We start from the raw sequence: 12,261 nt of genomic DNA, 5'->3' as shown, positions 1-12,261 counted from the left end.
TCCTCATACTTCATATCTCTCCGCACGCAGGTCAAAGGCTTGCATATGATAAACTATAAACCATGTTGTGGAAAAAGTCGGTAATAGAGCTCACTTCCTTGATAAACAAGGGAGAGCTAAAACCAGAAGAGGTGGTCCAGAGCTTTTATGAAAGGTTTTTAGAAACAGAAGATAAGGTCAAGGCTTACATACTGCCACTTTATGAAAGAGCCCTTGAAGAGGCAAAAAGCCTCAAACCCTCTAAGGAAAACCCTCTACTTGGTATACCCATAGCCATAAAAGATAACATAAACGTAAAAGGCTATCCCACTACCTGTGCGTCAAAGATACTGCAAGGTTATATATCTCCCTATGACGCTACCGTTATAGAGAGGCTAAAGAGGGCAGGAGCTTTAGTGGTTGGAAAAACCAATATGGACGAGTTTGCCATGGGTTCTTCTACAGAGTATTCCGCCTTCTTCCCCACAAGGAATCCATGGGACTTGGAGAGAGTTCCCGGTGGCTCTTCTGGTGGCTCTGCGGTGGCGGTTGCAGTAAGCTCAGCACCCCTTTCTCTCGGTTCAGATACGGGAGGCTCTATTCGTCAACCAGCCAGCTTTTGTGGTGTTATTGGACTAAAGCCCACCTATGGAAGAGTTTCCAGGTATGGTCTTGTTGCCTTTGCCTCTTCCCTTGACCAGATAGGACCCTTTGGCAGACGTACAGAAGACGTTGCACTCCTTATGGAGGTCATATCTGGACATGACCCTAAAGATTCCACGAGCAGTAAAAGACCTGTTCCCAAGTATACGGAAGAGCTAAGAAAAGGTGTAAAGGGTCTAAGGGTGGGTGTAGTTAGAGAGTTTATGCAGGATGGGTTGGAGGAGGGTGTAAGAAGAGCTTTTGAAAACTTTCTCAAGGAGATGGAAAAGGAAGGCATGCAGGTAGAAGAAATCTCTCTCCCTCACGTAAAGTATGCCATACCTTGCTACTATATCATAGCACCCTCTGAGGCTTCCTCTAACCTTGCGCGTTATGATGGTGTCAGGTTTGGATACAGGACAAGGGAATACAAGGACCTTTTTGAAATGTATGCAAAGACCAGAGATGAAGGCTTTGGACCAGAGGTAAAGAGGAGAATACTTCTTGGCACCTTTGCCCTTTCCGCAGGGTATTATGATGCCTACTACCTTAAGGCTATGAAAGTGAGAAGGCTTATAGCACAGGATTTTGAAAAGGCTTTTGAAAGGGTAGACCTCATTGCCACACCCACAAGCCCCACAACCGCCTTCAAGTTCGGAGAAAAAACCTCAGACCCCATCTCTATGTATCTTTCAGACATTTTTACTGTAAGCGTAAACCTTGCAGGTCTTCCTGGCATCTCCATACCAATAGGCATGTCCGAAGGTCTTCCTGTGGGTGGACAGCTAATAGGGAAAGCCTTTGACGAGGCAACCCTCCTTAGAGTTTCCTATTGGTGGGAGCACGTATATAAGCACTACGAGCTTGAGCCAAAACTTTAGAGTATGTTTTTATTTTTTATCCTTTTAGCCTTTGTTAGCCTCCTGCCAAACCTTCATAGGTATCCCTTCAAGAACGAAGAATCCCTACGCACTCAAGTAGCCTTTGAGATGTGGCATTCTGGAAACTACCTTCAGCCTACCTTTCTTGGCGAGCCATACTTTAACAAGCCTCCCCTCTTTAACTGGCTCATAGTTTTGTATTCTCAAATTATACCTTGGAGCGAGCTGACCGCAAGGGCGGTAAGCCTTAGTTTTCTCTTGCTTACCACATTGCTCGTTGGCATATTCTCCCATTATCTTTTTAGAAACCTCTCCCTTGCCACCCTATCCTCTCTTGTTTTCCTAACCTTTGGTAATGTGCTTTTTTTCTACGGCTTTCTTGGAGAGATTGATATTACCTTCACCTTTTTTGTATTTCTTGGCCTTTGCCTTCTTTACATATGGTGGAGCACGGGTTCAGAGGTTGTTGGTTTTTTAGCGGGCGTGGTTTTTGGTCTTGCCTTTTTACTCAAAGGTTTGCCTGCTTACGCCTTTATGGGTATTTCTGTTCTAACCCTTGCCCTCTATAGCAAAAGTTATGCGAAGGTTTTTAAACCAGATGCCCTTCTTGTATATACGCCCTCTCTTCTTATACCGCTTTTGTGGATAATTCAAACACCAGAGCCAATACAATACTTGGCAAACCTATGGAGAGAGAGCTTTAGCAGAGTAGAAGGAGATTTTTCAAGGCTAAGGCATATGCTCTTCTTCCCACTTGTAAATTTCAAAGATACGCTACCTTGGAGTTTTCTTTTCCCTTTGTCTTTGTATGTGGCAAGAAAAGACCTTGACTTTCCTCTACAGCTAAGAGCACTTCTCTTGCTTTTCATAGCCAACTACATTCCCTATTGGGTTTCCAACTCTGCAGGCAGATACATAATGCCACTTTATCCACTCTTGGCAATACTTTTTGCCTATTACGTTCATAAGGCTTTCAGGGTTGAAGCCTATAAGAGACTACTTTTTATTGTTCTCTCTGGAATAGTGATACTGAAATTTCTCCATAGCTTTTTCTTTTTCCCTTACGCAGAAAGCAGAGAAACTTCAAGAAAAAGAATTGCAGAGCGGATGGTAAAACTTATAGACCCCAAAAGTCCAATAGCCTGCGAATGTCCACAGGAGAAATCCGTGTGTTTATATATAGGTTTGTTGAAAGGCGAACCTCTGCAGTCGTTAGGGAAAAACAAGGATGCGGAGTATGTAGTTGCCTGTGGAGAATCAAAGGGTTTTAGTGTTGCGGAGTTTAAACTAAAGGATAAAACCATTCGTCTTGAAAGATTGGTGAAGTAGTATATAGACGCCTTAAATTATTAAACTATGGATATAAGCCCTGAGAAGATATACCAACTTGAGGATAAGGTTCTTGTAGACATAAGAAGCCCTTCAGAATACCAAGAGTTTCATATACCCGGTGCTATTAACTTGCCTTTGTTTGAGGATGAAGAAAAAAGACTTATAGGACTCATCTACAGGAGGGACGGAGTGGATAGGGCGAAACATCTGGGTTATGAAATAGCGGAATCAAAACTTGAGGGTCTTTTGAAAAGTTTCAGAGATTTGAAGGAAAGATATAGGCATGTGGTGGTCTACTGCTGGAGAGGTGGCTTGAGAAGTCAAGAGCTATGTAAAGTTCTTCAATCTATGGGGGTTGAGGTTCTAAGGATTGAAGGTGGCTACAGAGCTTACAGAGAGTTTATCCTTAGAGAAATGGAGAGAATCCTTGAAGGTAAGAGTTTTATAGTGCTTGCTGGTAAAACTGGCGTGGGAAAGACGCGTATACTAAGGAAGCTAAAGGAAGAAGGCTATACTGTGGTTGATCTTGAGGGTCTTGCAAAAGACAGAGGCTCCGCCTTTGGAAAGATGGGCATAAGGGAAAGAGTAAGCCAAAAGATGTTTGATACCCTCCTATATGAGAGCCTTTTAAGAGCAGAATCAGACCTTATCTTTACCGAAGATGAGAGTAGGGCAATAGGTAACATACATCTTCCAGAAGCCTTTTGGAGAAAGAAAGAGGAGGGAGTATATGTAGAAATTGAAGCATCGCTGGAGAAGAGGGTGAAAAATCTCCTTGAAGAGTATACTAAGTTTGAAGACTGGCAGGAGGAGGCAAAGGAGTCCTTGCTTAGGATAAGAAGGTATCTTGGAGAGAGGAATTACTCATTGGCTCTTGAACTGCTAAGCAAGGAACGCGTAGAGGAGTTTGCAGAGTTCCTTATAAGGGAATACTACGACAAAACTTACAAACCACACAAGCACCCTTCCTTTAGGCTCACCTGCGACCAAATAGATATATGTCTTAAAAGACTGAAGGATATATACTCATGCCTTCTGAAGGAAGGGATAACTTCTAAGCCTTGCAGGTAGCCTTTTATCTCTCACTTGCAGGTCCACTTCAAGTCCATCAATTCTGTGGTCTACATGGACAAAACAAAGTGCTATACCCTTCTGCAGGGTTGGAGAGTAAGTGCCACTGCTTACATAGCCTATCTCCTTGTCTTTGTAAAATACCTTGTAGCCCTCTCTTGGCACGCCTCTTTGCAAAAGCTCAAGTCCAAAAAGAACCTTTTCTACCTTCTTATTTAAAAGTGCCTCTTTCCCTACAAAGTCCTTTTCAAGGCTCACATACCTGTGAAGGTTGGCTTCAAAGGGTGTTATATCTTCTGAAAGCTCGTGTCCATACAGTGGCATACCTGCCTCTATCCTCAAAACATCCCTTGCACCAAGCCCGCAGGGCATACATTCCTTGGAAAGCTCCATAAAAAGCTCTAAGACCCTTTCCACCGGTGCATAGACTTCAAATCCATCCTCGCCCGTGTATCCTGTGCGTGAAAGGAGCATATCTCCAAAGACCTTAAAGTGGTAGTATTTTATGTCCCCCACAGGTAGGTGTTTGCTAAGGACTTCTTGCGACCATGGTCCTTGAATGGCAAATTGCATCCACTCTTGGCTCATGTCTCTTACAGAAAGCCCCCAGCCCAAAAGCCACTCTTTGACCTTTTCCTTGTTTCCTGCATTTACACACATAAAAAACTCCCTTTCAGAAAGCCTATAGAGGGTTATATCATCCCTTACTCCACCTTGCTCGTTTAAAAGCAGGTTGTATTGCACCCTACCCTCTTTTAGCCTTCCGATGTCTCTGGAAGTTAGCTTTTGTAGTGTCTCAAAGCCATCGGAGATAATTAGCCTTCCCATATGAGACACATCAAAAAGCCCGCAAGAGCTTCTTACCGCCCTTACCTCTTCCACTATGGACTTGTATTCAAGAGGCATTTCCCAGCCTGCAAACTCCACAAACCTTGCACCGAGTTCTTTGTGTTTTGAATAGAGAGGTGTTCTCATATTAAAATTTTAGCCTATGCTTTTTAGATACCTGTTAGTTAACCACATTAAAACCTTTGCCCTTTTACTTGTAGTTCTCATAGGAATACTATACGCCTATATGATAGGTGAGGTTTTCTTGGTTTTCAAGAATAGAAATCCTGAGGTTGCGATATCTTACTCTCTTAACTTCCTTCCCACTGCCTTTTTTTACTCTGGTGCTTTTGTGAACGCCCTTGCCTTGCTTGTAGCTCTCAGGAGACTCTTTCAGAGAAAGATAGACTTGCTTATTCAAAGCTTTGGCATCTCACCTTTGAGATTTTTCTCCTTTGCCATCTTTTTCTCTCTTTTCCTTTCAATTTTTAACCTTTTTGGTAGTTATTGGCTCTATCCACAAAGTCAAAAAAGGCTTTTTAGCATAGAAAAGGAATACAAAAAGGCTAAGGAGATAGAAAAGGGAATAGTGAGAAACTTGTGGCTTACGCAGGAAAAAAATGGAGAAAAAGAATTTTACAACTTTGAGCTTGTAGACTTATCCACTGGCAAGGTGCATGGCTTTTACCTTCTTAAGGTAAAGGATGGGTCTATAACACAAGTAGCAACCGCAGAGACTGGAGAGTGGCATGGCGAATTTTTGAACTTTCCCGAGGCGAGCCTTAAAGACCTCTCTACTGGCGAAGAAAAACTTCAAAAGCTAACCTTTGAATTTATTGACCTTTCTCAGATAGGTCCTCTTGCGGAAAAGCCAGAGCACCTCTCCATGAGGGAGCTTTTTGTGCTTAGCCTTCTTGGTAAAGGCATAGGCATAAACTACAGACAATACGCCTACGAGCTATCAAAGCGAACATTGACCTCTTTTCTTCCTCTCTTTATGAGCCTTATAGTGGGTTGGGTTTACATAAGATGGCGAAGTCTAAAACTTGGACTTTTTGCCCTTGTTGTTTCCTTCTCCGCCCATTGGTTTTCTATAAACCTTATTAGGTCTACCATAGAAAACACTAACCTGAGCCTGCCCCTGATACTTCTCCTCTACGCTCCCATACCTATTTTGAGTTTAAAAGGACTTTACGATTTGAGCAAAGGATTCAGGGTCTAAGCTGGCACCACCCACGAGCAAGCCGTCCACATCCTTCATCTTCATGAAATCTCCTGCGTTCTTTGGGTTTACGCTCCCACCGTATAGCACCCTTGTTTTTCCTGCGTGCTGTGGGTTTATTTGGTGGAGAAGGTCTTTTATAAAGGCGTGGACAAGCTGGGCATCTTCTGGTGTGGCAGGGTTTCCTGTCCCTATAGCCCAGACGGGTTCATAGGCTATATCTATGCTGTCCGTGTAGTGTTCTATTCCAGAAAGAGCAAGCCTTATTTGAGTTTCTACCACCTTGAAGGTTAAACCTGCCTCTCTCTCTTCAAGCCTTTCACCCACACAAAGCACAGGTCTTATGTTCCCCTGAAGGCAAGCGGTCAATTTTTTGTTTATTAGCTCGTCAGACTCGCCAAAAATCCATCTTCTTTCTGAATGACCTATTATCACGTAGGAAACGCCAAGGTCTTTTAGCATATTGAGAGAAATCTCCCCCGTGTATGCACCCTTTTGTTCATAATGGCAGTTTTGAGCACCGAGCTTGACCTTGCTTTCCCTTAGGAGCTCATAGGCTACGCATAGGGATGTAAAGGGTGGGCAAAGGAGTATTTCTCTGTCTGAGATGTCCTCAACAAGAGGGAGAAACTTTGAGAGGTATTCCCTTGTTTCAGAGGGTGTGAGGTTCATCTTCCAGTTTCCTGCTATGAGCTTCATCAGATAAATTATAGCAGAAAAAAGTAGGCGTAAGCCAAGCCTATGACTATCCTATATATGCCAAAGGGAAGAAAGGAGTGTTTTGAAAGAAAGGCGAGCAGTGCCTTTACGCTTATTAGGGCAAAGACAAAGGCGGTTATAAAGCCTACAGAAAGCACCTGCCAATCTTGACTTTGAAACTCTCCATGAGACTTAAAGAGGTCATAGCCTGTGGCAATAAGCATGGTGGGAACTGCAAGGAGGAAGGAAAACTCCGCAGACGCCTTCCTATTTAGACCCATTAGCATACCACCTATTATGGTGGACGCAGACCTTGAAACCCCAGGCACCATGGCAAGGCTCTGAAAGAGACCTATGGCAAAGGCTCTTTTGTAGCTGAGCTCTCTTGCATCTCCAAGATAACAAAAACGCTCGCACACCCTGTCTGCAAAAAGGAGAAAAACACCACCAAGCACTAAAGCTATAACCACTACCACATCGTTGCCTATAAGGTATCCCTTAATGAACTTGTAGAAGCTAAAGCCGAGAATTCCTGTAGGCAGAAAGGCAACACCTATCCTCTTCCAAAGCTCAAGGTCTGTAAGAAACCTCCTCCAATAGAGAAAAACCACCGCCAGTATTGAGCCAAGCTGTATGGAAATCTCAAAGCTCTTGGTAAAAGTGTTGTGAGGTATGCCAAGAAGATGGGCGGTGAGGATAAGATGTCCTGTGGAGGAGACGGGCAGGAACTCCGTAAGTCCCTCCACCACCCCCAATATAAAGGCTTGACTTATCTCCATCATAACACCTCCGCATATATTCCCTTTAGATATAGGGTATTAGGCATCTGCAAGACCCATGGATGGTCAAGGTCTTGAAAGCTCTCCGCCACAATACGAACCTGCCTTCTTGTATCTTTGCCTGCGGATGCGAGCACTTCTAAAAGATGCTCCCTTGTTATATGAAAGGAACAGGAGTATATGGCTAAGTAGCCACCGGGTTTTGTAAGGTGCAAGCCTCTCACTAAAAGCTCCTTATAACCTCGCAGGGCGTTTGGAACGGACGCTCTATTCTTTGCAAAGGAAGGTGGGTCTATTACCACAAGGTCAAATTTTCTTCCTTCCTTATGAAACTGCCTAAGCAGGTCAAAGGCGTTGGCGTTTATCCACTCTATGCCTTCAATCTGGTTTAGCCCTGCGTTTTTCTTTGCGGTCTCAAGGGCAAGCTCAGAGATGTCTATGGCTATAACCCTTCCCGCACCCGCCTTTTTCATACTAAGGGCAAAGCCTCCTGTGTGGCAGAAAACGTCAAGGCATTCATCCCCCGGACGGACAAAGCTCCTTATGAGCCTTCTTGCCCACCTTTGGTCAAGGAAAAAGCCAGTTTTCTGCCCCTGTGGTATGTTAACGATAAACTCAAGGTCATACTCCCAGATTATGACCTCCTCTGGCACTTCTCCGTATATGACCCCACCCTTTTCTCTAAAACCCTCCGCAGAGGCTACATACTCGTCGGTTTTTTCATAGATGCCTCTTGGTTTCAAAAGGTCAATGAGTGCAGGAATTACCCAGTCCCTTAGTCTATTCATACCGTAGGTGGTAAACTCCACCACCACATATTCGCCATATATGTCCACCACAAGCCCAGGTAGAAGGTCTCCTTCTGAGTGAACAAGCCTATAGGCGTTGCTGTTTATTTTTAGCCTTTTTCTATACTCAAGGGCTTGCTCTAATCTCTTTCTTATGAGCTCTTGATTGATGGGCTCTTCCTTGTCAAAGGAAAGTATCCTTATGCTTATGCTGGCGGAAGGGTTTATATAACCGTAGCCAAGGAACTTACCCCCAAAGTCCCTTACTACCACAAGGTCTCCCTTCTGAGGTGGCTTAGAGTATCCTATAATTTCTGGTTTGTAAACCCAAGGAAAAAAGCCACTTATCCTCTCTTCAACGCCGGGCTTTACCCGAACCTGTATCATTCGTATTGAACCAACATCCTCCTTGCCACTTCCTTAGCCTGTTCCCTTCCTACGAGCCTTTCTGCAAGCCTTAGACCAAACTCAAGGGCTGTGCCTGGTCCTTGGCTGGTTATAACATTTTCGTCCTCTACCACTGGGCTGTCCACATACTGAGCAGGCTTGATATCTTCCACAAGGGTGGGATACACGGTTGCTCTCTTGCCTTCAAGAAGACCAAACTTTGCCAAGGCTGTGGGTGCTGCACAAATGGCACCTATGAGCTTTTTCTTTTCCTGCATAGCCTTTATGAGCCCTTCTACCCTTGGGTCTTGCTTTAGCCTTTCCACACCACCTGCACCACCGGGCAATATGACAAGGTCAAGCTCTTCCGCCTTAAGCTGGTCAACGGTAGTCTCTGGCACTATCTTTACACCCCTTGCACTGGCGACAGGTTCAGGATAGAGCCCTGCAATCACAACCTCCACGCCTGCACGCCTTAGCACGTCAATGGGTGCAACCGCCTCCACCTCTTCAAAGCCCTCCGCAAGAATTATAGCTACCTTTGGCATAAGAAAACCTCCTTCATTTTATTATCTCCCTCTCCCTTACCCTCGGGTCTACCACAGCAAGAAGGATATCCGCAATAAGGTTTCCTATAAGTAGCATTATAGTGCCGATGTATAGCCCTCCCATAACAAGAAAGAGGTCTTGAGAGAGCACCGCATCCAACATAAGAGTGCCAAGCCCAGGCCAACCCACTATTATCTCAATAAGAGCTGCACCCGACAGGAGACCCGCTATCTCATAGCCAATAAGGGTAGTAAAAGGGTTCATGGCATTTCTGAGTATATGTTTAATGATAACCCAATCGGACACACCCTTTGCCCTAAGCATTACCACCATAGGACTGTTCTTTATCTCTATAACACTGCTTCTCATAAGCCTTATAAGACCCGCGGAGGACACAAGGGTCAAGGTAAGGACAGGCACAAAAAGATGAGAAAGCACATCCACTATTTTACCCCAAAGGCTTAGCTTATGAAAGTCTGGACTATAGGGACCACCCACTGGCAGGTAGCCCGTCTTTGAAACCAAAACAAGGATAACAAAGGCGAGGAAAAAGGAAGGAAAAGACATAAAAGCGTAGCTGTATGCCCTTATGAGCCTGTCTATCCAAGTGCCTTCCTTTAGCCCCGCCCACATACCAAGAGGAACCGCTATAAGCCAAGACAAGACTGTAGAGGTAGCGGTAAGCAATAGGGTATTCCAGACCCTTTCGCCTATGAGCTGAGATACAGGAGCGTGATACTGAAAGCTATATCCAAGGTCAAACCTAAGGGCAGAGGTAAGCCACTTTACGTATTGCAGAAGGAGGTTTTGGTCAAGACCGTATTGCCTCTTTAGGGCTTCTATGGTTTCTGGAGATATTTGAGGGTTTAGCTTTAGCTGGTCAAGGTAGTCCCCCGGTGCAAGTTTTATGATAAGAAAGGACAAAAAGGTAACACCCAGCAGGGTTATAAAAGCCTGAAGAAGTCTATAGAGCAGAAAGCCCACCATTAGAAGTAGTTGGCTATAAAGTGCTTAACCTGTGAAAAGTAGCGGTTTATCTCTTCCCTGTGCTTTTCTTTGACGTATTTTATGAGCTTGTAGTCATCCCGGTAGCCTATCAAGGGTATGCGGTCAGGTATGGAGTCCTTCTCTTCTATAAAGTATAAAAGTGCGGACACAAAGTCCCTTTTGGCTTCTTGCCTTAGGTCAAACTCCTCGTCAGAGAGTATCCTATAGAGCATTTTGGCATCAAGTATAAGGTTTCTCACATACTCCATAGTGGGAGAGACCCTTCTGAGCTTTTCCTCAAAGAGCCTACCCAGTTCCCTTATGTCTATATCCCTGTAGTATTTTGTCAGTTTTGCCTCCATAAGTTTTTTATTATAGCACCGCCTTTGCCTTGGTGTTGGCTTGATATGGGAGAGAGATTTTGAGCTATAATAACCCTAAGGCATTTAGTTGGAGCTTTGCCTCCCTTGACATCTTGGCAGGTGAATAGGGCTTTTGATTCTTGAAGTTAAGGGAGTAATATTCGCTCAATAGGCTTTGGAAGCCACACTGGTGGGACTTGCTTACCGCACTTTTATGCCTTAACTTCTCTAAATTCCTTAGCCTCTTGGCTGATAGCTCTCAAGTTGAGGTATTTTTCTTTATGCTTTCTATCTGTAGGCTCTTTCAGAGGTCGTAGGGTGGAGATAGGGTAGTTTGCTTGAATTATTTTTAATGCCTTTATGCTTTGATGTTTTGGCATCAAGATGCTTTGATGCTTTTATGCTTTTATGACACATGCTCCAAAGCCTTACCTCTCAAAGATTTAAACTTGATAATAACATACTCAACCTTGCATGACCTGACACTTCTGGCAAACTACCTCAACTTGAGAGGAGTGCTACCATAAGAAAATGCTTGATAATTCCTGCTTTTCTTTGTGTGTAGATTTGAGGTTTTAAGCCCACCGTGAGGAATGGAGACTTCTGCTTTTTTGTTGATTGCTGAAACTTCTTGTTCGTTTTAAGCCCACTGTGAGGGATGGAGACTGGTTTATAATCTCTGCTATGTTTGGTCTTATCTCTTGGGCTATTTTGATTGCGATTTTTTACTTTTTCCCAGTTTTGGCAATAATAGGTCTGTTTCTTGCCTTTATACTTGCTACTATTCTTATGATGTTGTATGTGGTTTACAAGTTTGCACTTGCTTTGTCTAAGATATAATCTCTTTAAAATAAGGTAGGAAAGAGATGAGAAACAGGGACTATAACAAGGAACTGGTTAAGAGAGGGGAAATGCTTATTGACCTATCCCTTTTCGGAAGCCCGACCACTCCAGACACAAAGCCAAAAAGAGGAAGACCATACACATACCCAAAAGCACTCATATTCCTACTCTTGCTCCTAAAATTCTCCCTCAGACTACCATATAGACAGACAGAAGGATTGGCAAGAAAAATCTTTTCCTCCTTGGGCGTTACCATCCCCAACTTTAGAACACTGCATTATAGATTAACAAAAGAAGAGATAAACCTTGAAGACCTGCCACAGATAGAAAAGCTACAAGATGACTTTGTCATAGTGCTTGACTCAACTGGGTTAAAGGTCACAAACAGAGGAGAGTGGCTTAGAAAAAAGCATGGTAGGAGGACAAGGAAGGGATGGATAAAGCTACACGTAGCCTTTGACATAAATAGCAAGCAGGTGGTTAGTGTTGAAGTAACTGATGAGAAGACACATGATAGCCAGAAGGCAGAGGAGCTTGTAGAGACAGCAAGGCAGAAAGCTAAAGAGAAGTGCAAGAGAGTAGAGAAGGTAATAGCGGACGGAGGCTATGACACACACAGGATATTCAGGGACATGCATGAGAGAGGAATAGAGGCGTGTATATTGCCGAGGTCATCTGCGAGGATAAGTGGAAATATAGCGAGGGATAAGGTTATAAGGCTAATAAGGAGAAGTAAGAGGGTGTGGAAAGAAGCGAGTGGTTATGGCAAGCGATGGCTTGTAGAGAGCTTTTTTTCTGTATTCAAGCGATGGTTTGGCGAGTATGTAAGTCATGTAAAATTTGAGAACATAAGGAAAGAGGTTGTGTTTAAGGTATGGATAATAAATCTATTTCTTAATTTGGGAACTTAAG

The 12,261-nt window shown here is 43.8% G+C and carries 14 protein-coding genes; 6 read left to right on the top strand and 8 right to left on the bottom strand.

Features of this window, described 5'->3' with window-relative positions; translation table 11 throughout:
• Positions 1-62 precede the first annotated feature (62 nt).
• Genes gatA through mnmH form a run of 3 tightly spaced genes read left to right on the top strand, consistent with a single transcriptional unit; the run spans position 63 to position 3,905 of the window.
• Positions 63-1,502, top strand: a complete 1,440-nt coding sequence (gatA, locus tag IAE16_RS03770) for an Asp-tRNA(Asn)/Glu-tRNA(Gln) amidotransferase subunit GatA (RefSeq protein ID WP_323701392.1) — start codon at positions 63-65, stop codon at positions 1,500-1,502.
• 3 nt (positions 1,503-1,505) lie between these two features.
• Positions 1,506-2,831, top strand: coding sequence for an ArnT family glycosyltransferase (locus tag IAE16_RS03765; RefSeq protein WP_323701391.1), 1,326 nt, complete (start codon positions 1,506-1,508; stop codon positions 2,829-2,831).
• A gap of 27 nt (positions 2,832-2,858) precedes the next feature.
• The gene (gene mnmH / locus IAE16_RS03760) at positions 2,859-3,905 is read left to right on the top strand and encodes a tRNA 2-selenouridine(34) synthase MnmH (RefSeq protein ID WP_323701390.1); all 1,047 of its coding nucleotides are present in this window, start codon (positions 2,859-2,861) and stop codon (positions 3,903-3,905) included.
• Here mnmH and gcvT read toward each other — a convergent pair.
• Positions 3,861-4,880 (bottom strand): glycine cleavage system aminomethyltransferase GcvT, encoded by a 1,020-nt coding sequence (gene gcvT, locus IAE16_RS03755; protein WP_323701389.1) that lies wholly within the window; start codon positions 4,878-4,880, stop codon positions 3,861-3,863. The genes mnmH and gcvT overlap by 45 nt on opposite strands.
• 16 nt (positions 4,881-4,896) lie before the next feature.
• Here gcvT and IAE16_RS03750 point away from each other — a divergent pair, with 16 nt between their 5' ends.
• A complete protein-coding gene (locus IAE16_RS03750; protein ID WP_323701388.1) occupies positions 4,897-5,955 on the top strand; it encodes an LptF/LptG family permease in 1,059 nt (352 codons plus the stop codon).
• Here the strand turns inward: IAE16_RS03750 and tpiA are convergent.
• The 7 genes from tpiA to IAE16_RS03715 all read right to left on the bottom strand — a co-directional run bounded on the left by tpiA (position 5,914) and on the right by IAE16_RS03715 (position 10,923).
• Positions 5,914-6,654 (bottom strand): triose-phosphate isomerase, encoded by a 741-nt coding sequence (gene tpiA, locus IAE16_RS03745; RefSeq protein ID WP_323701387.1) that lies wholly within the window; start codon positions 6,652-6,654, stop codon positions 5,914-5,916. The two genes, IAE16_RS03750 and tpiA, sit on opposite strands and share 42 nt — an antisense overlap.
• A gap of 8 nt (positions 6,655-6,662) precedes the next feature.
• Positions 6,663-7,433, bottom strand: a complete 771-nt coding sequence (gene uppP, locus IAE16_RS03740; protein WP_323701386.1) for an undecaprenyl-diphosphatase UppP — start codon at positions 7,431-7,433, stop codon at positions 6,663-6,665.
• On the bottom strand, positions 7,433-8,608 hold the full coding sequence (locus tag IAE16_RS03735; protein ID WP_323701385.1) for a class I SAM-dependent rRNA methyltransferase: 1,176 nt from the start codon (positions 8,606-8,608) through the stop codon (positions 7,433-7,435). Before IAE16_RS03735 ends, uppP begins: the two co-directional genes overlap by 1 nt.
• Positions 8,605-9,156 carry a DJ-1 family glyoxalase III gene (locus IAE16_RS03730; protein WP_323701384.1) on the bottom strand — a complete coding sequence of 184 codons (552 nt, stop codon included), beginning with the start codon at positions 9,154-9,156 and terminating at the stop codon, positions 8,605-8,607. The genes IAE16_RS03735 and IAE16_RS03730 overlap by 4 nt, the downstream gene beginning before the upstream one ends.
• 13 nt (positions 9,157-9,169) lie before the next feature.
• Positions 9,170-10,144, bottom strand: a complete 975-nt coding sequence (locus IAE16_RS03725; protein WP_323701383.1) for an ABC transporter permease — start codon at positions 10,142-10,144, stop codon at positions 9,170-9,172.
• Entirely contained in the window at positions 10,144-10,506 is a 363-nt protein-coding gene (locus IAE16_RS03720) for a DUF1232 domain-containing protein (RefSeq protein ID WP_323701382.1), read from the bottom strand. Before IAE16_RS03720 ends, IAE16_RS03725 begins: the two co-directional genes overlap by 1 nt.
• A gap of 288 nt (positions 10,507-10,794) precedes the next feature.
• On the bottom strand, positions 10,795-10,923 hold the full coding sequence (locus IAE16_RS03715) for a hypothetical protein (RefSeq protein ID WP_323701381.1): 129 nt from the start codon (positions 10,921-10,923) through the stop codon (positions 10,795-10,797).
• 201 nt (positions 10,924-11,124) lie between these two features.
• On the opposite strand from IAE16_RS03715, the gene IAE16_RS03710 reads away from it, so the two are divergent.
• Positions 11,125-11,346, top strand: a complete 222-nt coding sequence (locus IAE16_RS03710) for a hypothetical protein (RefSeq protein WP_323701380.1) — start codon at positions 11,125-11,127, stop codon at positions 11,344-11,346.
• Between the two features lie 26 nt (positions 11,347-11,372).
• Positions 11,373-12,260, top strand: coding sequence for an IS5 family transposase (locus IAE16_RS03705; protein WP_323699884.1), 888 nt, complete (start codon positions 11,373-11,375; stop codon positions 12,258-12,260).
• Position 12,261: the final 1 nt, after the last annotated feature.

This window comes from Hydrogenobacter sp. T-2, assembly GCF_033971325.1.
Classification (GTDB): domain Bacteria; phylum Aquificota; class Aquificia; order Aquificales; family Aquificaceae; genus Pampinifervens; species Pampinifervens diazotrophicum.
Note: the sequence above shows the minus strand (reverse complement) of the source record. Positions and strands in the feature narration are given on the sequence as shown.

Coding starts and splice junctions, on each gene's coding strand:
- mnmH (WP_323701390.1), top strand. CDS start 2,859: ATGGATATAAGCCCTGAGAAGATATACCAACTTGAGGATAAGGTTCTT.
- IAE16_RS03735 (WP_323701385.1), bottom strand. CDS start 8,608: ATGATACAGGTTCGGGTAAAGCCCGGCGTTGAAGAGAGGATAAGTGGC.
- gcvT (WP_323701389.1), bottom strand. CDS start 4,880: ATGAGAACACCTCTCTATTCAAAACACAAAGAACTCGGTGCAAGGTTT.
- IAE16_RS03720 (WP_323701382.1), bottom strand. CDS start 10,506: ATGGAGGCAAAACTGACAAAATACTACAGGGATATAGACATAAGGGAA.
- IAE16_RS03725 (WP_323701383.1), bottom strand. CDS start 10,144: ATGGTGGGCTTTCTGCTCTATAGACTTCTTCAGGCTTTTATAACCCTG.
- IAE16_RS03750 (WP_323701388.1), top strand. CDS start 4,897: ATGCTTTTTAGATACCTGTTAGTTAACCACATTAAAACCTTTGCCCTT.
- IAE16_RS03765 (WP_323701391.1), top strand. CDS start 1,506: ATGTTTTTATTTTTTATCCTTTTAGCCTTTGTTAGCCTCCTGCCAAAC.
- IAE16_RS03730 (WP_323701384.1), bottom strand. CDS start 9,156: ATGCCAAAGGTAGCTATAATTCTTGCGGAGGGCTTTGAAGAGGTGGAG.
- IAE16_RS03705 (WP_323699884.1), top strand. CDS start 11,373: ATGAGAAACAGGGACTATAACAAGGAACTGGTTAAGAGAGGGGAAATG.
- tpiA (WP_323701387.1), bottom strand. CDS start 6,654: ATGAAGCTCATAGCAGGAAACTGGAAGATGAACCTCACACCCTCTGAA.
- gatA (WP_323701392.1), top strand. CDS start 63: ATGTTGTGGAAAAAGTCGGTAATAGAGCTCACTTCCTTGATAAACAAG.
- IAE16_RS03715 (WP_323701381.1), bottom strand. CDS start 10,923: ATGTGTCATAAAAGCATAAAAGCATCAAAGCATCTTGATGCCAAAACA.
- uppP (WP_323701386.1), bottom strand. CDS start 7,433: ATGGAGATAAGTCAAGCCTTTATATTGGGGGTGGTGGAGGGACTTACG.